The following is a 22,507-nucleotide window of genomic DNA, read 5'->3' as shown; positions in this document are numbered from 1 at the left end:
CATGGCGACTGATCCACCGCTATCGCGAGCAAGCTCGCTCCCACATTGACTGCGTTTATTCAGTTTTTACCGCGCGGGCCAATACGGCATTGAGCAACACATCGGTGCCCTGGCGCACATCCTCGGGCAGCACATCTTCCGCTTCGTTATGGCTCAGGCCGCCCACGCACGGGATGAACACCATCGCTGTCGGGCAGTACCGCGCCAGGTGGATCGCATCATGTCCGGCGCCGCTGACAATCGATTGCTGAGCGTAGCCCAGGGCGTCCACGGCCTGTTGCACCGCCGCCACGCAGTCCACATCGAACGGCGTCGCCGGGCTGATCCAGTGCGGGGTGATCGCCAGTTTCAAACCGCGAGCGTCGGCAATTGCCTGAAGCCGCGCACGGACCTGTTGTTCCATGGTCTCGATGGTTTCATCACGGTGATGACGCAGGTCGACGGTGAAGTTCACCAGCCCCGGAATGGTGTTGCGCGACGACTTGTTGATGCTCAATTCACCGACCGTGGTCAGGCCTTCGGGAGCGAAGTCCGCCGCCAGGCCTTCGATGGCCTGGATCATCTGCGCCACGCCGTACAAGGCGTCCTTGCGCAGCGGCATAGGCGTGGTGCCGGCGTGGGCCGCCATGCCTTCGACCCGTACGTCGAGCCAGCGAATCGCCTGGCCGCCACTGACGACGCCGATGCTCTTGGCGTTGTCTTCGAGGATCGGCCCTTGCTCGATGTGGGCTTCAAAGTACGCATCCACCGCGCCGCCGAACGGGCGCTCGCCGGCATAACCGGTACGTTGCAGCGCCTCAGCAACGCTGATCCCATCGATATCGCGCACCGCCAGCGCAGCGTCCAGATCCATGATCCCGGTGAACACCGCCGAGCCGAACATGGCCGGGGTGAAGCGTGCGCCTTCTTCGTTGGTCCACACCGCCACTTCCAGCGGCTTGCGAGTCTGGATGCCCAGATCGTTCAGGCAGCGCACCACTTCCAGACCGGCGAGCACGCCGTACACGCCGTCGAAACGCCCGCCTTCGGGCTGGGTGTCGAGGTGGCTGCCCATCATCACCGGCGCTGCATCAGGATCGGTGCCGGCGCGGCGGGCAAACAGGTTGCCGATGGCATCCACGCTCAGGGTCATGCCGGCTTCGCGGCACCAGTGGGCAAAGAGTTCCCGACCGGCCTTGTCCTCGTCGCTCAGGGCCAGGCGGCAGCTGCCGCCACGGGCGGTGGCGCCGATTTCGGCCATCGCCATCAGACTCGCCCAGAGGCGTTCGCCATTGATCTTCAACATGTGTTTCTCCAGGAAAATTCAGGGGTCAGGCCTTGGCCAGTTCCAGGCGTTCAGCGCTGGCATGGCGACGGGCAAGGGACAGCACACACAGCAGCGAAGTCGCGGCGATCAGGCTGTAGAACACCGCCATCGGCCACCACTGGCCGGCGAACCTGTGTGCCAGCAGCGTGCCGATCAGTGGCGTCAGGCCACCGGCCACAGCGCCGCAAATCTGGTACGCCAGAGAGATCGCGGTGTAGCGCACACGTGTCTCGAACATGCCGCTGACGTAGCCGGCGATCACCGCGTAGAACGACGCCATGCACACCACCGCCAACGCAATGCCGAGGATGATCAGCGGCGCCTGGGCCGAACTGACCAGCACGAACATCGGGTACGGCGAAGCCATCGCCAGCAGCGACACCAGGCACAGGAAGCGGGTGGCGCCAATCTTCTCGGCGACCCAGGCCGCCAGCGGTTGGATGCAGAACTGGATGATCGCGACGACAAACAGACACTCAAGGATCAGCGAGCGCGGCAGTTCCAGTTGCTGAGTGGTGTAGGCGATCATGAAGGTGTTGGTGAAATACACCCCGGCGATCCCAAGGGTGTTGGCGCCGATGCACAGCAACAATGGACGCCACGCGGTGCGCAGCACCTCCATGACCGGCGCCTGCTCCTTGCGTTTGTTTTTGCTCGCCAATTCGCGGCTGGCAAGAAACTCCGGCGACTCATTGACCCCCAGGCGAATCGCCAGGCCCACCAGCAGCAACAGCGAACTGGCGAGGAACGGCAGGCGCCAGCCCCAGCTCATCAGGTCTTCTTCCGGCAGACGGGTGACGGCGCTGAAGGCCAGCAGCGACAGGATCAAACCCGCCGGGCTGCCCAGTTGCGCAAACGAGGCGAAGAAATTGCGCCGGCCTTTCGGCGCATGCTCGCCGGCCATCAGCACCGCCCCGCCCCACTCGCCACCCACGGCAATGCCCTGGACGATGCGCAACAGAATCAGCAGCACCGGGGCCGCGGCGCCGATTTGCGCGTAAGTCGGCAGCAAGCCGATGCACACCGTGACCACGCCCATCATCAACAAGGTGATGATCAGCGACTTCTTGCGGCCGATGCGGTCACCGATATGACCGAAGACAATCCCGCCCAACGGCCGCGCAAAGAAACCCACGGCGAAGGTGCCGAAAGCAGCCATGGTGCTGAACAGCTTGTCGTCCGAGGGGAAGAACAGCGCACCGAACACCAGCGCGGCGGCGGTGGCGTAGATGTAAAAGTCGTACCACTCGATCATGGTGCCAATGAAGGCAGCGGCGGCCGCACGGCGCGGCTGGGACGAAGCTTGAGGCTTCATGGGGTCGGGCTCCTTTGGTTATTTTTCTGGCAGGAGAGAAACGGCAAATCCGCGGCGCTCTGGCGGCGCCGGTCTGGGGATGATTTTTCGTTCCGGGACCATGATTAGTCAATTTTCTATTTATTATTCGAAGTATTACTTAAGCTTATAATTGAGAGCGACAGTCGAACGCGGTGTGCAACGCACAGGCGTTGAGCAGAATGTAAACGTGGGTCTGCAATGTCAGTTACAGGTCGCGGCTCTTCTCGACAGGCAGCAACCGACCAAAAGCGAACCCTCATCGGCCCGGGGTCGCTTGGGACTCTTCAAAATGATGCCGCAACAATGGCATCTCTCGCTAATAGCCAACGTAGACAGGTTCTCGCCCATAAAACCCCTTCCGGCCAGCGCTATAAGTAGCAAGCTATTTGTTAATGAAAGTCTGAAGTATTCATTTGAACTTTCAGATTCTTTCAGTACGCGGCCTGTGCCTAACATCGACTCCACAGCGAACCAGCCTCTTGGCAGCCTGGCGCCGTCGAAGTGCATTTGCAGTAGGCCTTGGGATTTTTGAGGATCACCGATGAAGCTGGAAATTTTTCGCACGCTGTGGGGTTACACCGCCAGCAAGGCTCAGGCACTCGAGGAGTTGCTGCAAGCGGGCTTTGATGGCATGGAAGCACGCCTGCCACTGGACGCCCGTGAACGGACCGAGTTTGGCGCCTTTCTCCAGGCCAATCGCCTGGGCTATATCAGCACAGTCTTCACCGCGTATGACGTGCTGCCGGACCAGTCGGCGTCCCCCGCCATTCACCTCAATGACCTCGACCAGAAACTCGCCTGGGCCGCTGAACTCGGCCCACGCTTCGTCAACGTGCTGGCGGGAAATGACCGATGGGCCTTGCCACAGCAAGTGGCGTTTTTCGGCCAGGCGCTGGATCTGGCGCGCAAGCACGGCCAGGTCTGCAGTTTCGAAACCCACCGTTCGCGTTCGCTGTTCAACCCCTGGGTGACCCTGGAGTTGATCCGGCAACTGCCCGATCTGTTGTTCACCAGTGACATCAGCCACTGGGTCGTGACCTGCGAGCGCCTGTTGAATGACCCGGCCGATGACCTGAGCGCTTTCATCGAGCGGGTTCACCATATCCAGGCCCGGGTCGGTTACGACCAGGGCCCGCAGGTTCCGCACCCGGCGGCTCCCGAATATGCAAGGGAACTGGCCTTCCACCAGCAGCACTGGGAAAGCATCTGGCGCTCGCAGCAAGCCCGCGGTTACCAGGTCAGCACCCTGACCCCGGAATTCGGCGCCGACGGCTACCTGCATCATTTGCCCTTCACCAATGTCCCTGTCGCCGACCTATGGTCGTTGAACGTGTGGATGGGCCAGACCGAGCGCGAACACTTCGACCGTTTCAGTCACTCAAGCCATCCTTAGGGAGCCGATGCGTCATGCCTGACAATAAAAACAACAGCGCCAGCACTGACACACACAAAGCCAACTTCAACAGCATCCCGGTGGTCAACATCGCCGGTCTGTTCAGCGTTGAACTGGAACACCGCCTGGCCGTGGCCGAACAATTGGGGCGCGCCGCCAGCGAGGTCGGGTTCCTCTACATCACCCATCACGGTATCGACCCGCAACTGATCGCCAACCTGCGCCAGGCTGCCAAGGACTTTTTCGACCAGCCCTTCGACACCAAGATGCAGCACTACATCGGCACCTCCCAAACCCACAAGGGATTTGTGCCCGAAGGCGAAGAGGTCTATTCCAAGGGCAAGCCGGACCACAAGGAAGCCTTTGACGTCGGCTTCGAAGTCCCGGCCGATGACCCGCTGGTGCTGACCAACACGCCATTGCTGGGGCCCAATGACTGGCCGCAGCTGCAAGGTTTCAAGGCGTCGGTGCAGGCCTACTATGAAGCCATCTTCGCCTTGGGCCGGCGCCTGTTCGGTGGCTTCGCCCTGACCCTGGGCCTGGAAGAAAACTATTTCGACAGCCTGGTCACCCGTCCCCCGTCCAAGCTGCGCCTTATCCACTATCCCTTCGACGGTACCGCCCATGACGCACCGGGTCTTGGAGCCCATACTGATTACGAGTGTTTCACCATCCTTTTGGCCGACAAACCAGGCCTTGAGGTGATGAACAACCTTGGCCAATGGATCGATGCACCACCAATTGCCGATGCCTTTGTGGTCAACATCGGCGACATGCTGGAGGTGATGACCGCAGGCGCATTCGTAGCCACCGCGCACCGGGTGCGCAGCGTGAAGGAGGAACGTTATTCCTTTCCGCTGTTTTATGCCTGCGACTATCACACCCAGATCAAACCACTGCCCGGGTTCGCACAGGCAGGCAACGACTACGAAGAAATCACCATCGGCGAACACATGTATGGCCAGGCGCTGCAGACCTATCAGTATCTGCGCCAGAGGGTGGCCAACGGGGAAGTTCAACTGCCAGGCAAGGCACGCAAGCCCGCCAGTTTCGGACATTTGAAAAATCAGGCTCAACCGTCCTGATTGAAGTTTTCAGCTAACCCCCTACCTACGCCGGAGTCAGTACATCATGAAAAACAATAAGAAAAACCTTTTGAGCCTGGCTGTGTTGGCAGCCGGTATGTTCGGTGCCTCGGTGAGCATGGCCGCGGCAGACACATTCAAGGTCGGCATGGAGATCACCTACCCTCCCTTTGAGTCCTATGACAAGGACAAAAACGTGGTGGGTTCGGACCCCGAACTGGCAACGGCACTGGCCAAGCACATGAACGCCAAGGTGGAGTTCGTCGACACCAAGTTCCCGAGCCTGATCCTGGGCTTGAACTCCGGCAAGTACGACGCAGTCATTTCCGGCATGTACATCACGCCAGAGCGCCAGACTCAGGCCCAGACCATCGCCTACGCCAACACCGGTGCCGCGGTCATGGTGCCCAAGGGCAGCGAGATCAATGCGAAGAAGCCTGAAGACCTGTGCGGCCTGAAACTGGGCCTGGAACAGGGCACCACCTGGGTCAAGGAATTCAAGAAGCTCTCCGACGACTACTGCGTGCCGAACAACAAAGGCGCCATCACCGTCAGCGAGTACCCTTCGGCCCCCGAAGTGACCCAGGCCTTGTTGTCCAGGAACATTCAGGCCCAGGTTGAAATCGCCGGCGCGGCAAAAATGATCGCGGAAAAGACCAACGGCCGGGTAGTGATCACCACCGAGCATCCGATTTATCAGCAAACCCTGGGCATCTTCGTCAAGAAAGGTAACGACGAAACCTTCCAGGCCGTGCAAAAGGCCTTCGAGGAGAGCAAAAAGAGCGGTGAATACGCCGCAATTCTCCAGAAATATGGCTTGGAAGAACCGACTGCCAATTAAGAACCTGTCCTTGTAGTCTGGTCATCTGCCTCCCCTGCACCGGGGCGGCAGATCGAGGTGCCCCATGCAATTCGATTGGTCATATTTCCTGTCCCTGTTCTCCCTGCCGGACTTCTGGAAGGCCTGCGTAACGGTGGTCCAGCTCAGCGCCCTGGCCTGGTTCATCGGCATGCTGCTGGGTTTTGTCCTGGCCACGGCCAAGCTGTCCCACACGCCCTTGCTGCGCATTCCCGCAGCGGCCTACATCTGGTTCTTCCGCAGCATTCCGTTGCTGGTGCTGGTGGTCTTCGTCTACAACCTGCCGCAACTGTTTCCCGGTAGCGGACCGATTCTGTCCAACCCCTTCTACTCGGGCCTGCTGGCCCTGGTGGTCACTGAAGCGGCGTACATGGCGGAAATCCATCGTGGTGGCCTGATCTCCGTGGCCAAAGGCCAGAAGGAAGCCGGGCGCGCGCTGGGTGTCGGCCTGTTCGGCATGCAACGCTTGATCGTGATCCCCCAGGCATTCCGTATTTCGCTGCCCACGCTGATCAATGAATACATCACGGTGGTCAAGCTGACATCGCTGGTCTCGGTCATCTCCCTGACCGAAATCCTCACGGTCGGCCAACGCCTCTATGCCACCAACTTTCTGGTCATGGAAACCCTGGCGGCAGTAGGCGTCTATTACGTGTTGATCGTCACCGTGTTCGGTTTTTTCCTGCAGCGCCTGGAGCGCTACCTGGACCTGAACTTCCGCAAGCCTCACACACTCGACGCGGCCGCCATAGCCAACTTCAGGGCCAGCGCCGAAGCGTTGCCCGACACTGCGCGCAAAGCGGCAGGCAACAATGCGACGCCCATCCTGCAACTGAAGAACATCCAGAAAAGCTATGGCACCCACCAAGTGCTGATGGGCATCGACCTGAATGTCGAGTACGGCCAGGTGGTCTCGATCATCGGGCCATCCGGCTCCGGCAAGACGTCGCTGATCCGCACCGTCAACGGCCTGGAAACCATCGATACCGGCGACATTCTGTTGTTCGGCGAAAAATTCATCGAAGCGTCGGACAAACCCAACAGCACCCGCCTGCGCAAAGGCGTGCGGCACATCGGCATGGTGTTCCAGAACTTCAACCTGTTCCCGCACCGCACCATTCTCGACAACGTCACCCTGGCGCCCCGTTACCATGGCCAGCCGGGTGAGCTGAGTGAACATCGTGCCTATGCGCTACTGGACAAGGTCGGCCTGCTGGCCCATGCCCACAAGTACCCGCACCAGCTCTCCGGTGGGCAGCAACAGCGTGTGGCGATCGCTCGAGCCCTGGCGATGGAACCGCAGATCATGCTGTTCGACGAGCCGACCTCGGCCCTCGACCCGGAACTGGTCAACGACGTGCTGAACGTGATCCGCGACCTGGCCAAAGAAGGCATGACCATGCTGATCGTGACCCACGAAATGGACTTTGCCATGTCGATATCCGACCGGGTCGTATTCATGGAGAACGGTAATATCCAACTGGATGCCGCACCTGAAACCATACGATGCGATGCCGAAGGAGAACGAGTGCGGCGCTTCATGGGCATCAGTGCTCGATCGCCAAGCCGGTCTGCAACGGTGGATCATGCATGAATAGGCAACTACTTTCTTTGAGCTTTCTTCTTTCAGGAAAACGCACATGAATCTGGGAATAGCAGGACGCTGGGCGCTGGTATGCGCCGCCAGCAAAGGTCTGGGCAAAGCCTGCGCACAGGCACTCGTCCATGAAGGCGTGAACGTGGTGATCACCGCACGCGGCGAGCACACGCTCAATGAAACAGCCCGTGAGCTCAGAGCGCTAAATCCTGAAGTAACGGTCATCCCCGTAGCCGGAGACATTTCGACGGCCGAGGGTCGGGCGGCAGCGCTCATGGCCCATGAGCATTTCGATATCTTGATCAACAACGCTGGAGGCCCTCCCCCCGGGGATTTTCGCGAATGGAATCGCGACGCCTGGCTCAAGGCGCTGGATGCCAACATGCTGACGCCTATCGAGTTGATCAAGGCAACGGTAGACGGTATGGCGGCACGTGGATTTGGTCGAATCATCAACATCACGTCGAGTGCCGTGAAGTCCCCTATCGAAAGCCTGGGCCTGTCCAACGGCGCGCGCAGTGGTCTGACGGGTTTTATCGCAGGGCTTGCCCGGCAAGAAAACATCGCCAGTCGCAATGTGACGATCAACAACCTGCAACCAGGCTCATTCGACACCGATCGACTGCGTGACAACCTGGTCGCTGCTGCCCAGGAGACGGGGCAGGACAGCGAGGAATTCCTTGGCCAATGCCGTAGCGAAATTCCTGCCAAACGCTTCGGCTCACCCGAAGAGTTCGGTGCGCTGTGTGCCTTCGTTTGCAGCAACCATGCGGGCTACCTGACCGGGCAGAACCTGTTGATCGATGGAGGGGCCGTTCGCTCCAGCCAATAATGGGCAAGGGCTATGCAGGTGTACCCGGGCAATCAGGCTTGAGTTCGCGGCCTCGCCCGGGCGAGCATTGCTGATCAGGGTTTACGCGCAATGATCACTTGGCTCTTGGCTACCACGGCATCCAGCGCCTGCTTGATCTGTGCGCCCCGTGGCGAAGCCAGGATCGCCTGCCAGGTATCCGCCCAGTGGTTAAGCAACGGATGGTCCGGGTTGCTGAAATCGACCTTGGCTTCCCAGAACAACAGCATCCACATCGACCAGTAGAATCCGTACTGGCTGTGGCTGATCAGTTCCAGGCCGGCATCGCTGACCATGGCCTTGAACTGCTCTTCGCTGATGATGCGGATGTGGTTGGGCTTCTGGAAATACTCGGCCGCCGCGATATCTTTCTGCAGGTCTTCGGAGCTGGGGTGCGGGACGCTCAGCAGGTACAGCGCGCCCGGTTTACCGACCCGCACCAGTTCAGCGAGGAACTGAGCCGGATCGTCCACGTGCTCGATGACCTCGGTCGACACCACCCGCGTGGCGGTCGCATCGGCAATCGGCAGCGGGTTGCAGTCGGTGACATGGCATTCGACGTCGCGGGCCGGTGTATCGCTCAGGCGCTGGCGGGTCGCTTCAACCTTGGCCGCGTCGATATCGGCGATGATGATCTTCGCCCCGCGCATCCCGCAGAAATGCACGTTGCCACCGTCGCCGCAGCCAACATCCAGCAGCGTGTCCTCGGGGGTCACCGGGAATCCGGTGAATAGTTCGCCGGTCTGCTGATTGAACCAGCCGCTGAGCATCGCATCGTGCAGGCCGAGCATGTAAGGGTCGACTTTCTCCGCCACTGGCGCTGCGGGCGGTGTCTCTGGCTGCACAGGCGCGGGCGTGCCCGCCGTGAGTTTCTTCAAAAGGCTCAGCATGAGGTGGCTCCAGAGGATGTGACGGCTGTTCGGGAAGTGCCCAGGCGTTTGACCAGCGAGGCGCCGCGGTTGCGCATGGGCATTTCGATGACGCGATAGTTGAGTTCGCTCAGCAGCACGATCAGGCCGCCAGCCATCAGCAACATCAAGATCGGATGGCCAGCCGGACTGGGCAGCCCGGCAGCCTGCAAACGGAAAATGAATTCACGAACCAGCAAGTAGGCCGGGATATGGATCAAGTAAATCCCGTAGGAACGGCTGCCGACCCACGTCATCAGGTTTTTGAACACGCCGCGCGGCAACAGGTAATCGCGGTTGTAAGAAGCGATCCAGACCAGCAGTGCGCACAGCACCGCAATCACGCCGATCCGGTAAGAGGTGAAGGTGAAACGATCCGTTGCCATGAAGCTGAGCAGCAACGACAGCGCGATCAATGCGGCAACGCCCGCCCATGGACGACGCAAGAATTTTGGCTCCCAGCGCAGGTACGACGGTTGTGTACTCCACATCGCCAACAGCACGCCAAGGGCCAGCGCATCGGTGCGCACTACCATCAGGATCGGCGTGCGCAAGGTGAACAATTGCACCGCAACCAGCGCCAGCAACGCCCACACCAGGTACTTACGAAACAGCACGATCATCAGCGGAAACAGCAGGTAGAACTGCTCTTCCAGCGACAGGCTCCAGTACACGAAACTGGTGCCGTACTCGTAGTGATAAAAACTGTCGGCAAAGCGGAAATTGGCGTATTGGGCGATGCCGGCCAGGGTCGCCTGAATGTTCGCGTGCAGGGTGCCGAACGCGCCGGAGCGGTTGAGAAAAAGGCACGCCAGCAACATCAGCGCCAGCCATAACCAGGCTGAAGGGAGCAATCGAAAGGCCCGTCTCAACCAGAAATTACGCGTCTGTTGCCAATATTCCTGACGCGTTGTGCAACGGCGCAAGGCCGGGATCAGGCTGCGGGCAATGACGAAGCCCGAGATCGCGAAAAACAGATCCACGCCCCACCACGGCTGACCGTACAGCGTGATGGCTTGCAACAACGGCACGGCCGCCGCGAACAGGCTGTCCTGCAGGTGATGAAACAGCACGCCGAGCACCGCAATGCCGCGCAGCAACTCGATGTCCATGATCCGTTTTTCGTTGCTCATGCGTCCTCCTGGACATGAGGTTTGCGAGCAATGATCACCTGGCTCTTGGGCATGAACTGATCCAGCATCTGCTTGATCGCCAACCCGTCGGGCTGGGCCAGCAAGTCCTGCCAGGTTTTCGCCCAGCTCTCCATCAGCGGCGGATACGGCGCCTGAATCCGGTCGCGAACCGCGCCACCCAATTCACGCCCGGCAGCCCGCTCGCTGGCCCAGAAAAAAATCATGCCCATGACCCAGAAAAAACCGGACGCCTGGCGATGCTCGATGACCAGGCCCGCGTCTTCCACCAGCGCGGCGAATCGCTCGGGGCTGAAAATCTGTACGTGATTGGGCGATTGGAAATAGCTGGCCGGAGCGATGCCCTTCTGCAAATGTTCGCCCACCGGGGACGGTACGCTCAGCAGGTACAGCGCGCCGGGGCGACCCATGCGCACCAGTTCGGCCATGAAGGGTTCTGGCTGATCGATGTGTTCCAGTACTTCCATGCACACGACTTTGCTGGCGCAGCCCTCGGCCAATGGCAGCGGCAAACTGTTGCTGACCAGCCCCAGGCTCGGCTTGTCTGATTGCGCCGCCACTTGTCGGGCAAGCTCGCGGACCTTGTCGTGTTCACTGTCGGTGAAAATCACCGAAGCGCCCTGGCGGACCGCGAACAAAGTCGCCACGCCTTCACCGCAGCCGACATCCAGCAAGGTGTCGTCGGCGGTGATGGCAAACCCCTTGAGCAATTCACCGCTGTCGCCGAGAAACCAGCCGTCGAGCAGGGCATCGTACAAACCGATGTCCCTGGGCGAGACCCGCGTTTCTGCTGGGGCGACCGCTACCGGTGCGGGCCGCAACTTCGCAAGCAGGCGCCGAATCATGTGCCCGACGCTTGTGCGCAGTTTGCTTCACGCCGTTGCAGCAACTGCTCGAACACCGCCTTCAGGCGCTGTTCGGCAACGGCCTGGCTGCAGAATTCCTGCAGGCTGCCCACGGCATGGGCCGACATTCGCTGATAGCGCTCGACGTCCTGTCTGGCGACGTCATGGCTGGCGGAAAATGCCGTACACAGTGAGTCCCAATCCGTGACGTAACGCAGGGTACGATACGCGGCGCGAGGATCGTGGGGCCAGGAGGTCAGTTCGTCGGTGCCTTCGACGATGAACGCGTTGTCACGGTCTATGTAGTCGGCCATGGCGGTGTTCAGCGGCGCAATGGCCGGCTTGCCGCAGGACATGAACTCCATCAACGGCAGGCATTGCCCTTCGCCGTAGGAGCAGTTGACGACGTAACTGGTGGCCTCGACCAGGCGCTCGTAGTCGATGTCGGACAGAAAGCCGTGGACCAGCACGATGCGGCACTGGTAGGACTGATTCTTGTATACGTGGTGCAGCATGTCGTTCAAAGCGTTGGCGATGTCATGGTGCGTGAGCTTGAGCACCAGGGTCGCGTCGGGCGTGTCGCGAAAGGCAGTGCAGAATGCACTGATCATGTCCTTCCAGTTCTTGCGTCCGTCGTAGGGATTGAATACTGAGGTGTAGACCACGCCCTCGAGCACCAGCTCACAATCGCGCGGCGGTTGGTCGAAGGCGATCGGCGTGCCTTCGCGCAAACGTTCGGGGCCGTAGGGGCGCAGGTCCGTGGTACGACTGTCGATCAACAGCCCGCGCAGGTTCAGACGTGTGGGGCCCACGACCGGACGCTTGTCCAGAAGCTCGCCACGGGCGGCAAAACGGTCCCAGACAGGTGCTGCGATAGCGCTGATCGGGTAATCGGGGCCCATCACATCGCGTACGGCATTCACGGTAAAACTGGAGTGGGTGATCGCTGTCCCGCAGGAGCCCAACACCGTCCGCCAGTCATGCCGTGGTTCGCCCTGCCAGCTCTCGGTGGGAATGGTGCTGAACTCCCAGGCGAACACCGGAATCGTCGGGCACGCGTAGTGGACCGGCGTGCGATGCGGCGGGGAGAAGGACAGGAACACGCAGTCTTCGCCCCGGCTCAGGCAATCGAAATACAACCGATCGACCAGCTCGTCCGGGTTGCTGACCTCGATCACCTGCCCCAGCCGTTCGAGCACCGGGCGGAATTCCTTGAGGACGAAGTAATAGCTGTACTCGGGCCGCCCAAGATTCTGCTGGATGTTGCTCTTGTTGGTTTCCGAATGAATGATGATCAGCACGATGCAGCCCCCGTTTCGGCAACCACCGGCACGACGTCACGGGCAGGTTCCTGTTTGAAGAACAGCGCCAGCCGCTGCTGCACCGGCGCGAAGCTGCAGTACTGGTGCATGCGTTCGCTGGCCGCGTCCGCCATGGCCTGCCAGGCGTCCGGCTGATTCTTTGCCATCGCGTAGCTGTTCTCATAAGCCGTTTTCAACGACCCCCAGTCCGGACGGTGGCGCAATGTGCGGTACAGGATGCGCGCGTCTTCCGGCCAGATCGTCGGCTCCTGGCTGGACTTGACGACGAAAGCCACACGCTCATCGATGTAGTCGCGCATCGCCGTGTGGTTCGGGGCGATGACAGGCCGGGCGCAGGACATGAACTCCATCAGCGGCAGGCACAAGCCTTCGCAACGTGAAGCGTTGACGTAGTAGCTCGCCGCGCCATAAAGCCGGGCGAACTGCTCGTCCTGCAGATAACCGTGCATGACCACCACGCGACAGGCGAAGGGCGAGAGCTGGGACAACAAGGTGATGAGCTCGACGTAATAGGTCGACAGGTCGTTCTGGGTCATCTTCAACACGAGCGTGGCGTCTTGCACATCACGCAGCGCCCAGCAGAACGCCGTGATCAGGTGATGCCAGTTCTTGCGCCCGTCATCGGGATTGAACACGCTCACGTAGATGACGCCATCGACCTCGATTTCCACCGTTTGACTGGTGTCGGGGAAAGCCGCTTGTGGATGCTCGTCCTGCGCGCAAGTCGCGCTGATGACGGGTTCATCCGGCGCGGGAGCTTCGCTGACCGCAGGTTCGATCGGCAACGGTTGAGGCGTGCGAAACCTGGCCAGCCACGGCCGAACGGCATCCGGCACCAGATCGCGAACAGCTTCGCGATACCACAACAGCAGGTAGTGTCTGGTTATGAAGAGGCGTCGACGCAGGGTCAACGGCGGCACCGGAGGTTCAGGCTCGGGTTCGGATTCCGGCTCGGGCTCGGCGATTTCCTGCGGCGGTTGCTCGATGATCGGCGCGATCAAACCATCGGCGGACAACCCCATCGAGCGGCTGTCCAGGATGCAACCCTTGATCTGCAACGTGGCACCCGCGTTCACCGGCGTACCGGGATATTGCTGGCGAATGTCGGCGAAGCGTTCCCACAAAGGCGTCGGCAGCACCAGCACCGGGAAGTCATCGCCCAGGGTCCGGCGGATGGCTTCGGCGGTGTGGGTGGACAAGGTGATCACTCGCCCCAAGCGCGCCAGTGTCTGGCTCCAGTCCTGACGCGGATCGTTGTCCCAGTGCTCGGCGGGAATGCTGTCGAACTCCCAGGCGACCACGCACACCATCGGGCATTGCAAGTCGGTGGGGGTCTTGTGCGGTGGCGCGAACGAAATGAACAGGCAGTCCTGGCCGGCCTGCTGCAACTGCCGATACAGCGGATCGACCTCGGCGGCCGATGACACCACATGCACCGGCCCGAGGCTTTCGAACAACGGTCGGTACGCCTTGAGCACGAAGTAGTAACTGTATTCTGGACGGCCGAGACTCCGGCTGATGGAGCTGTCGTTGACGTCGGAGTAAAGAATAAAATTCATGGCATCCCACGGTGACGCCGCCATCCCGGCAGCCTCACGCTATGACGGGGAGGATACGGTTCGAGTCCGTGTTTACTGGCGCTCGTCCATCGTCTTCCTGCCCGTCTTCGTTCTTGTTTTAGTGGTCAGTTTCTCGCAGTTTCGAAGCGACGCTGCCGAACCCCGGGTAATCGTGACGAGGGGCATTCTAACCACATCCGTTGAGGATTCGTGAACCGCCCGACGAGAATAAATCAGGCTACGCAGACGAGAACTGACCAGTCACGGTTGGACCTGTTGAAATTGCCGAGCAAATGGCACAGATTGGCTACCAAACAACTACAACAAAACATTTCATCTGTCTTACGAGCGATCCTGTTGATTCGTGAGACCCTTCCATTAAGCCAGTAGGAAATGGATGAAATGTATGACCGGGGGTCGCTGTTGAAAAAACGTCTGTTTGTCACGGGTCTGACTGGATTCGTAGGACAACACATCCAATCGCGTTTGCAGGCTGACGCCTCGGAATGGGAGCTGCTGCCTGTTCCCGGCCGCTACGATCTTGCCGCGCCGGACAGCCTCGAAGGGTTGTGGCCGGTCATGCCCGATGCGGTGATCCACCTGGCCGGCCAGACGTTCGTCCCGGAGGCTTTTCGTGATCCGGCCGGTACCCTGAATATCAATCTGCTGGGCACCCTGAACCTGCTGCAAGCCCTCAAGGCACGCGGCTTCAGCGGCACGTTCCTGTACGTCAGCTCAGGCGATGTCTATGGCCAGGTCGCTGAAGAGCACCTGCCCATCACTGAATTGCAGCCACCCTGCCCGCGCAACCCCTATGCCGTCAGCAAACTGTCGGCGGAGTTCCTGAGTTTGCAATGGGGCCTGAGCGAAGGCTGGCCCGTACTGGTCGCCCGCCCGTTCAACCACATCGGTACCGGGCAGAAAGACAGCTTCGTCATCGCCAGCGCCGCACGTCAGATCTGCCGGATCAAGCAAGGACTGCAAGGGCCACAACTGGAGGTCGGGGACATCGACGTCACGCGCGATTTCCTCGATGTCGGGGACGTGGTCTCGGCCTACCTGGCCTTGCTGGAAAAAGGCACACCGGGGCAGGTCTACAACATTTGCTCGGGGCGCGAGCAGAGCATTCGCAGTTTGATCGAACAACTGGCAGATCTTGCCCAGGTCGACCTGCAACTGGTCCAGGACCCTGCGCGACTTCGCCGCGCGGATCAGCGACGTGTGTGTGGCAGCCCTGCCAGGCTGACCCAAACCACCGATTGGAAGCCTGAAATCACAACACAACAATCCCTGCGGGCGATCCTGTCCGACTGGGAGAAGCGAGTACGACAAGAATGACTAAAAGTGCATTGATCACAGGTATCACCGGCCAGGATGGCGCTTATCTGGCGAAACTGTTGCTCGACAAGGGCTACAAAGTCCACGGCCTGGTGGCGCGTCGCAGCAGCGACTCGCGCTGGCGCCTGCGCGAGATGGGGGTCGAGGCGGACATCGTCTACCTGGACGGCGACATGGCCGATGCCTGTTCAGTGCAGCGCGCGGTGATCAAATCGGCGCCGGACGAGATCTACAACCTTGCCGCACAAAGCTTTGTCGCGGCTTCCTGGGATCAACCGGTGACCACCGGCATCGTCGACGGCCTGGGCGTTACCCACCTGCTCGAAGCGATCCGTCAGTTCAGCCCGCACACGCGTTTCTACCAGGCGTCCACCAGCGAAATGTTCGGCCTGATCCAGGCCGAGCAGCAGGACGAGAACACCCCCTTCTATCCGCGCAGCCCTTATGGCGTGGCCAAGCTGTACGGCCACTGGATCACCGTGAACTACCGCGAAAGCTTCAACCTGCACGCCAGCAGCGGCATTCTGTTCAACCATGAATCACCGCTGCGCGGCATCGAGTTCGTGACGCGCAAAGTCACCGACGCCGCCGCCCGCATCAAGCAGGGCAAGCAGCAGGAACTGTGCCTGGGCAACATCGACGCCAAGCGCGACTGGGGCTTTGCCGGGGACTACGTCGAAGCCATGTGGCTGATGCTGCAACAGGACAAGCCCGATGACTTCGTAGTGGCCACCGGCGTGACCACCACCGTGCGCGAGATGTGCCGGATCGCCTTCGATCACGTGGGCCTGAACTACCGCGACTTCGTGAAGATCGACCCGGCGTTCTTCCGCCCGGCCGAAGTCGAAGTGCTGCTCGGCAACCCGGCCAAGGCCCAGCGTGTGCTGGGCTGGAAACCAAAAACCGACCTGGATACCTTGATCCGCATGATGATGGATGCGGACATGAAACGCGTCGCCAAGGAGTAGGCCATGCTGATTCCCGTGATTCTCTCCGGCGGTGCCGGGACAAGGTTGTGGCCGGTGTCGCGTGAAGGCCATCCCAAACCGTTCATGGAATTGCCCGACGGCCAGTCGCTGCTGGGCAAGACCTATCGGCGTGCCGCGGACCTGCTCGACGGCTGGGGCGATATCGTCACGGTGACCAACCGCGAGTACTACTTCCAGAGCAAGGATCACTTTCGGGACGCGCACCTTGGCCGCCATCGCGGACACTTCCTGCTGGAGCCGACGGGGCGCAATACGGCACCGGCCATTGCCGCCGCCGCCCTCTCCCTCCAGGCCCTGCATGGCGACGACGCGATCATGCTGGTCATGCCCGCCGACCACCTGATCGTCAATGTCGACGCACTGAAGGACGCGGTCGAGCATGCCGTGGCATTGGCCAGGCGCGGTCACCTGGTGACCTTCGGTGTCGTGCCGACCGCTCCGGAAACCGGTTTCGGCTACATTGAAGCTGGCACATCGCTGGACGATAAAGGTGCTGCCAGCGTGCGGCGCTTCGTCGAAAAACCCGACCTGCAAACCGCGACGCATTACCTGGAAAGCGGCAACTTCCTGTGGAACTCCGGGATGTTCTGCTTCTCGATCGCCACCCTGCTGGCCGAACTGCAAACCCATGCTCCCGACTTGCTGGAGCAGACGCAAACCTGCATGGCCGCCAGCGCCGCGGTGGAAAACGCCGGGAGCCTGCAACAGGAACTGTCACCGGCCCTGTTTGGCGAAATCATGGACATTTCCATCGATTACGCGTTGATGGAGCGCTCCGACAAAGTGGTCGTGGTGCCGGCCCGTTTCGACTGGAGCGACATCGGCTCCTGGGGGGCGGTGGCCGCGCTGGTACCGGCGGATGCACAGAACAACCGCACCGTCGGCGAATCGATTTTCATCGACAGCCACAACAACTTCGTCCAGAGCGAAAACCGTCTGGTAGCGACCGTGGGCGTGGATAACCTGATCATCGTCGACACCGCCGACGCGGTGTTGGTGGCCCACGCCGACCGTGCCCAGGATGTGCGCCGGGTGGCCAGGCAACTCAAGGATAAAGAGCACGAAGCCTATCGCCTGCACCGTACGGTCAGCCGGCCATGGGGCACCTACACCGTGCTCGAGGAAGGTCCGCGCTTCAAGATCAAACGCATCGTGGTCAAGCCCGGCGCCAAGTTGTCGTTGCAGATGCACCACCATCGCAATGAACACTGGGTGGTGGTCGAAGGCATGGCCAAGGTCACCAACAATGGCACCGGCACGCACCTGGTGGCCAAGAACGAATCGACCTTCATTGCCGCCGGTCACAAGCATCGCCTGGAAAATCCCGGCGTGATCGACCTGGTGATCATCGAAGTGCAAAGCGGCGAATACCTGGGAGAGGACGACATCGTCCGCTTCGAAGATCAATACGGCAGGACGGTTTGAATGCTGCGTAATCTTTACCAATCGCTGTGGAGTTACCGGGGATTCATCCTCGGCAGCGTCAAACGGGAGTTTCAGGCGCGTTATCGCAACTCGCTGTTCGGTGCCTTGTGGACCGTGCTCAATCCGCTGTCGATGATCCTGGTCTACACGGTGATCTTCTCCACCATCATGCGCGCCCGCTTGCCGGGTGTGGATGACGGGTTGGCCTACAGCGTCTACCTGTGCGCCGGCCTGCTGACCTGGGGCCTGTTCGCCGAGATCACGACGCGCAGCCAGAGCATGTTCCTGGAAAACGCCAACCTGCTGAAGAAAATCAGCTTCCCGCGCATCTGCCTGCCGGTCATCGTGCTGCTCAATGCCGGGATCAATTTCGCGATCATCCTGGGGTTGTTCCTCGGCTTCCTGCTGATCAGCGGACGGCTGCCCGGCATGGCGCTGCTGGCGCTGGTGCCGTTGCTGGTCCTGCAGGTGATCTTCGCTGCGGGGCTGGGAATGATTCTGGGCGTGCTCAACGTGTTCTTTCGCGACGTCGGGCAGTTTTTCGGCATCTGCCTGCAATTCTGGTTCTGGCTGACGCCGATCGTTTATCCGCTGTCGATCCTGCCGACGGGCATCCAGCGCTTTATCGAGCTGAACCCGATGACGGCACTGATGAACAGCTACCAGAACCTGTTTCTCTACAACCAATGGCCAGACTGGAGCTCGCTGGTCCCGTTGCTGGTGATCGGCCTTTTGTTCTGTGGGATGGCGCTGCGGCTGTTCCGCCAGCGTGTCGGTGAAATGGTGGACGAGCTCTGATGGGACATATACGTGTCAGTGGCCTGGGCAAGGCCTACAAGCAGTACCCGAATCGCTGGAGCCGGCTGTTCGAATGGCTGGTGCCGTTTTCCCGCACCCGGCATCACCTGCACTGGGTCCTGCAAGGGGTCGATTTCGAGATTCAGCCGGGTGAAGCCGTGGGCATCGTCGGGGTCAACGGTGCCGGCAAAAGCACGCTGCTGAAGATGATCACCGGCACTACCCAGCCCACCTGCGGCGACATCCAGCTGCAAGGTCGCGTAGCGGCGCTGCTGGAGCTGGGCATGGGCTTCCACCCGGACTTCACCGGCCGGCAGAACACCTTCATGGCCGGCCAGTTGCTCGGCATGCAGGTCGAAGAAATCGAAGCGCTGATGCCAGAGATCGAGAGCTTCGCCGAAATCGGCGAGGCCATCGACCATCCGGTTCGCACCTATTCCAGCGGCATGCAGATGCGCCTGGCGTTCAGCGTGGCCACCGCGCGACGGCCGGACATCCTGATCGTCGATGAAGCGCTGTCCGTGGGTGATGCCTACTTCCAGCACAAAAGCTTTGATCGCATCCGCAACTTCCGCAAGGCCGGTACCACGTTGCTGATCGTGTCCCACGACCGCTCGGCGATCCAGTCGATCTGCGACACCGCCATCCTCCTGGAAAACGGGCGCATGGCCATGCGCGGCAAGCCCGAAGAAGTGATGGACTACTACAACGCCATGCTCGCCCAGCGCGAGGGCCAGACGGTGCGCCAGGAAATGCTCGCCAACGGGCAGGTGCAAACCATTTCCGGGACAGGCGAAGCGGGCATTCTCAGCGTCCGCCTGCTTGACCCCAAGGGGCGTTCGGTGGAGGTGGCTGAAGTCGGCCAGGCGATGGTCCTGGAAGTGCAGGTCGAGGTGCGCCAGGACATCGAGCGACTGATTCTCGGCTTCATGATCAAGGATCGCCTTGGCCAGCCCATGTACGGCATCAATACCCACCGGGTGGACAAAGCCCTCACCGACCTGAGTGCAGGCGAACGCGTCACCTACCGTTTTGCCTTCGACATGCGCCTGGGCAAGGGCAATTATTCGGTGGCCCTGAGCCTGTCGCGGCTGGATTCGCACCTGGATCGCAATTTCGAATGGCGTGACTACGGGCTGGTCTTCCACGTGATCAACAATCGCCAGGAGGACTTCGTAGGGTGCTCCTGGCTCGAAGCGCAGACCAGCGTGACCCGTTCCAGTGAGAGTCGGGTGGAATCCATTGGGGAAACACGATGACCAGACTGTTGGTGGAATGTACCTACGTCTTCGAACACCCGGATGCCAACTCGGGCATCCAGCGGGTCGTTCGCAATGTGATTCAGCAATTGCCAGCCGCGAACGCCCGGCGCGAATGCGTTCCGGTGGTGATGATCAATGGCGCGTTGTTCGAGGTGAAAAGCCTGGCGCCCTTGCCGACCGTCAAAGTGGATCTGGTGAGCCTGCGGGTGAAGCTCGAACAGTTCGCCAATCAGTTCTGGCTGCGCCACCGCGCGCTGGAACGTCGCCGTCCTTTCAGCCAATCGAAGTTCGCCCGCCGGGTGCTTTACGTCGGTTGCCGTCTGACCGCGTTCGCCTGCCTGAGCCTGCCGATGCGCCTGCTCGATCGGGCACTAAAGGGCCAGAAGGTTCCCGAGCGTTGCGTGCCGTTGCAGCATCGCGCCGGCGACCAATTGGTGCTGCTGGACTCGTCTTGGCACGCCAACTTCTTCCCCCTGGCCGAACAACTCAAGCGTGACGGGGTCGGCATCGTTTCGGTGATCTATGACCTGATTCCCCTGACCCACCCGCAGTTTTGCGACGCAGGATTGGTGAAGGTCTTCAACGAATGGTTCGACTGGATCGCCCGCACCGCCGATGGCTACGTGGCGATCTCGACCACCATCCGCGACCAGGTCCGCCAGGAGATGACCCGCAGGATCGGTACCGCGCAGGTTCAGCAACGCTGGTTCGACTATTTCCACCTCGGCTCCGAACTCGACCTGACCGATGCCCGGTCTACCGTCGACCCGGGGCTGCTGCAGATGTTCAAGACGCCGGACCCTGTGTTCCTGATGGTCAGCACCATCGAGCCGCGCAAGAACCATGCGTATCTGCTGGACGCGTTCGAGCGCGCCTGGGCGGCCGGCTCCAAAGCCCGGTTATGCATCGTCGGCAAGATTGGCTGGAAATGCGAGGCGCTGATCGAGCGTATACGCCAGCATCCGCAATTGAACCTGCGTTTGTTCATGTTCAACAACCTTTCGGACAAGAGCCTGGAACACGCCTATTCCCACGCGACATCGCTGGTGTTCCCGTCCTACGTCGAAGGGTTCGGTTTGCCGCTGGTGGAAGCCATGCAGCGAGGCCTGCCGGCCATGGCCAGCGACATCCCGGTGTTCCGCGAAATCGGTGGCGAGTACATGGCGTATTTCGACCTCTCCGACCCGCAGAACCTGGCCGATCTGGTCATCGACATGGAAAGCGGCGGCGCATTTCCCGCGCCCCTCAACCTGGATAACTGGCGTTGGCTGAGCTGGCGCGAGGCGAGTGCGCAACTGGTCGAACGCATCCAGCGCAATCTGCACAGCGATACGAAGGCGCCTGAGAGTCAGCATGCGAATTGCCCTTAACGCCCGCATCCTCCAGGCACCGCGCACGGGCATCGGTCAGTACGTCGCCGAACTGGCGACGGCCCTGGCCCGCGAATCGGACGTCGAGTTGTCGTTGTTCCACGGCTGGGGCTGGAGTTCGACTCTGCCTGAGGCGGCGATGCCCGGTTACTCGCGTCTGACGCCGTTGCTGCGACAGATTCCGGGGGCCTATCAGGCGCGGCGCTGGCTGGAGCAGAAGCGTTTTGATCAGCGCCCCGCCCAGGCCATCGATCTGTATCACGAGCCAAGCCTGTGGCCGTTGTCGTTCAACGGCCCGACCATCATCACACTGCATGACCTCACGCACCTGCACTATCCCGACACCCAACCACCGGCACGCCTGCGCGAAATCGAGCGACGACTGGCCGACGGCGTACAGCGGGCGCGGCTGATTCTGACGGACTCGCAGTACATCGCCGAGCAAGCGCAGGCCTGGTTCGCACTGCCGGCCGAGCGCTTCGTGGTGGCACCGCTGGGTGTGGCCGCGCGCTTCCACCCCCGTGAACCCGAGGCCATCGATCAGGTCCTCAAGGCCCACGGCGTCGAGGCGCGGGAGTATTTCCTTTGCGTCGGTACCCTGGAGCCACGCAAGAATCTGACCCTGGCCCTGCGCGCCCATGCCCGGCTGCCGGAAACCGTGCGCCAGCGTTTTCCGTTGCTGATCGCCGGCATGGCCGGCTGGCAACGTCAGCAGTTCAACGACGAATTACGTTCGGCCCTCGCGTCAGGTCATGTGTGCCTTCTGGGGTACTTGTCGGACGACGATCTGGCGCAGCTACTGGCCGGAGCCCGGGCGCTGGTCTTCCCTTCGTTGTACGAGGGGTTCGGCCTGCCGGTGCTGGAAGCCATGGCCAGTGGCACTCCGGTGATTCTGACGGGTGAGTCGGCGATGCCGGAGGTCGCTGGCGATGCCGGCAACTACATCGAGGCGCACGACCCCGACTCCTTGCGCGATGCCTTGCTGCGGTTGATCGACGACCCGGCGCATTGGCAGGTCTGTCGCGAGGCAGGCTTGCAGCGAGCGAAGCTTTTTTCCTGGGAGCGTTGCGCGACGGTGACCGCCCGCGCCTACCGCCAGGCAATGGAGAACTGA

General features: G+C 61.0%; 19 protein-coding genes. 12 read left to right on the top strand and 7 right to left on the bottom strand.

The window, feature by feature from the left end; all coding sequences use genetic code 11:
* Positions 1–55 precede the first annotated feature (55 nt).
* Together AC1Q6Y_RS24360 and AC1Q6Y_RS24355 are read right to left on the bottom strand one after the other, a co-directional pair.
* Positions 56–1,285 (bottom strand): Zn-dependent hydrolase, encoded by a 1,230-nt coding sequence (locus AC1Q6Y_RS24360; RefSeq protein WP_223504608.1) that lies wholly within the window; start codon positions 1,283–1,285, stop codon positions 56–58.
* Positions 1,286–1,310: 25 nt separating this feature from the next.
* Positions 1,311–2,621 (bottom strand): MFS transporter, encoded by a 1,311-nt coding sequence (locus AC1Q6Y_RS24355; protein WP_154861502.1) that lies wholly within the window; start codon positions 2,619–2,621, stop codon positions 1,311–1,313.
* Between the two features lie 562 nt (positions 2,622–3,183).
* On the opposite strand from AC1Q6Y_RS24355, the gene AC1Q6Y_RS24350 reads away from it, so the two are divergent.
* From AC1Q6Y_RS24350 to AC1Q6Y_RS24330, 5 genes are all read left to right on the top strand, one after another.
* Positions 3,184–4,035 (top strand): sugar phosphate isomerase/epimerase family protein, encoded by an 852-nt coding sequence (locus AC1Q6Y_RS24350; protein WP_492625330.1) that lies wholly within the window; start codon positions 3,184–3,186, stop codon positions 4,033–4,035.
* A 14-nt stretch (positions 4,036–4,049) separates the two neighbouring features.
* Positions 4,050–5,120 carry an isopenicillin N synthase family dioxygenase gene (locus AC1Q6Y_RS24345; RefSeq protein ID WP_492625329.1) on the top strand — a complete coding sequence of 357 codons (1,071 nt, stop codon included), beginning with the start codon at positions 4,050–4,052 and terminating at the stop codon, positions 5,118–5,120.
* 46 nt (positions 5,121–5,166) lie between these two features.
* A complete protein-coding gene (locus tag AC1Q6Y_RS24340) occupies positions 5,167–5,961 on the top strand; it encodes an ABC transporter substrate-binding protein (RefSeq protein ID WP_057713911.1) in 795 nt (264 codons plus the stop codon).
* Between the two features lie 64 nt (positions 5,962–6,025).
* The gene (locus AC1Q6Y_RS24335; RefSeq protein ID WP_492625328.1) at positions 6,026–7,573 is read left to right on the top strand and encodes an amino acid ABC transporter permease/ATP-binding protein; all 1,548 of its coding nucleotides are present in this window, start codon (positions 6,026–6,028) and stop codon (positions 7,571–7,573) included.
* 46 nt (positions 7,574–7,619) lie between these two features.
* On the top strand, positions 7,620–8,408 hold the full coding sequence (locus tag AC1Q6Y_RS24330; RefSeq protein WP_492625327.1) for an SDR family oxidoreductase: 789 nt from the start codon (positions 7,620–7,622) through the stop codon (positions 8,406–8,408).
* A 74-nt stretch (positions 8,409–8,482) separates the two neighbouring features.
* Here AC1Q6Y_RS24330 and AC1Q6Y_RS24325 read toward each other — a convergent pair whose 3' ends face one another.
* From AC1Q6Y_RS24325 to AC1Q6Y_RS24305, 5 genes are read right to left on the bottom strand one after another with little or no spacing between them, the layout of a single operon-like run.
* The gene (locus tag AC1Q6Y_RS24325; protein ID WP_492625326.1) at positions 8,483–9,316 is read right to left on the bottom strand and encodes a class I SAM-dependent methyltransferase; all 834 of its coding nucleotides are present in this window, start codon (positions 9,314–9,316) and stop codon (positions 8,483–8,485) included.
* Positions 9,310–10,467, bottom strand: a complete 1,158-nt coding sequence (locus AC1Q6Y_RS24320; protein ID WP_492625325.1) for an acyltransferase family protein — start codon at positions 10,465–10,467, stop codon at positions 9,310–9,312. Before AC1Q6Y_RS24320 ends, AC1Q6Y_RS24325 begins: the two co-directional genes overlap by 7 nt.
* Entirely contained in the window at positions 10,464–11,330 is an 867-nt protein-coding gene (locus tag AC1Q6Y_RS24315; RefSeq protein WP_492625324.1) for a class I SAM-dependent methyltransferase, read from the bottom strand. Before AC1Q6Y_RS24315 ends, AC1Q6Y_RS24320 begins: the two co-directional genes overlap by 4 nt.
* On the bottom strand, positions 11,327–12,631 hold the full coding sequence (locus AC1Q6Y_RS24310; RefSeq protein WP_492625323.1) for a glycosyltransferase: 1,305 nt from the start codon (positions 12,629–12,631) through the stop codon (positions 11,327–11,329). Before AC1Q6Y_RS24310 ends, AC1Q6Y_RS24315 begins: the two co-directional genes overlap by 4 nt.
* Positions 12,625–14,211, bottom strand: a complete 1,587-nt coding sequence (locus AC1Q6Y_RS24305; protein ID WP_492625322.1) for a glycosyltransferase — start codon at positions 14,209–14,211, stop codon at positions 12,625–12,627. The genes AC1Q6Y_RS24310 and AC1Q6Y_RS24305 overlap by 7 nt, the downstream gene beginning before the upstream one ends.
* A 423-nt stretch (positions 14,212–14,634) precedes the next feature.
* On the opposite strand from AC1Q6Y_RS24305, the gene AC1Q6Y_RS24300 reads away from it, so the two are divergent.
* Genes AC1Q6Y_RS24300 through AC1Q6Y_RS24270 form a run of 7 tightly spaced genes read left to right on the top strand, consistent with a single transcriptional unit; the run spans position 14,635 to position 22,507 of the window.
* Complete coding sequence (locus tag AC1Q6Y_RS24300; protein WP_090457963.1) at positions 14,635–15,549, top strand: GDP-mannose 4,6-dehydratase; 915 nt, start codon at positions 14,635–14,637, stop codon at positions 15,547–15,549.
* Complete coding sequence (gmd, locus tag AC1Q6Y_RS24295; protein ID WP_057713902.1) at positions 15,546–16,517, top strand: GDP-mannose 4,6-dehydratase; 972 nt, start codon at positions 15,546–15,548, stop codon at positions 16,515–16,517. The genes AC1Q6Y_RS24300 and gmd overlap by 4 nt, the downstream gene beginning before the upstream one ends.
* A gap of 3 nt (positions 16,518–16,520) precedes the next feature.
* Complete coding sequence (locus AC1Q6Y_RS24290; protein WP_492625321.1) at positions 16,521–17,963, top strand: mannose-1-phosphate guanylyltransferase/mannose-6-phosphate isomerase; 1,443 nt, start codon at positions 16,521–16,523, stop codon at positions 17,961–17,963.
* Positions 17,964–18,761: an ABC transporter permease gene (locus tag AC1Q6Y_RS24285; RefSeq protein WP_057713900.1), complete on the top strand. Its 798-nt coding sequence runs from the start codon at positions 17,964–17,966 to the stop codon at positions 18,759–18,761.
* Positions 18,761–20,020, top strand: a complete 1,260-nt coding sequence (locus AC1Q6Y_RS24280) for an ABC transporter ATP-binding protein (protein ID WP_492625320.1) — start codon at positions 18,761–18,763, stop codon at positions 20,018–20,020. Before AC1Q6Y_RS24285 ends, AC1Q6Y_RS24280 begins: the two co-directional genes overlap by 1 nt.
* Entirely contained in the window at positions 20,017–21,393 is a 1,377-nt protein-coding gene (locus AC1Q6Y_RS24275; protein ID WP_492586376.1) for a glycosyltransferase family 4 protein, read from the top strand. The genes AC1Q6Y_RS24280 and AC1Q6Y_RS24275 overlap by 4 nt, the downstream gene beginning before the upstream one ends.
* Positions 21,377–22,507, top strand: a complete 1,131-nt coding sequence (locus tag AC1Q6Y_RS24270) for a glycosyltransferase family 4 protein (RefSeq protein ID WP_489338996.1) — start codon at positions 21,377–21,379, stop codon at positions 22,505–22,507. Before AC1Q6Y_RS24275 ends, AC1Q6Y_RS24270 begins: the two co-directional genes overlap by 17 nt.

Source organism: Pseudomonas sp. GW823-FHT06E10, assembly GCF_058794995.1.
The sequence above is the reverse complement of the archived record's forward strand: the minus strand, read 5'-3'. Positions and strand labels throughout refer to the sequence as shown.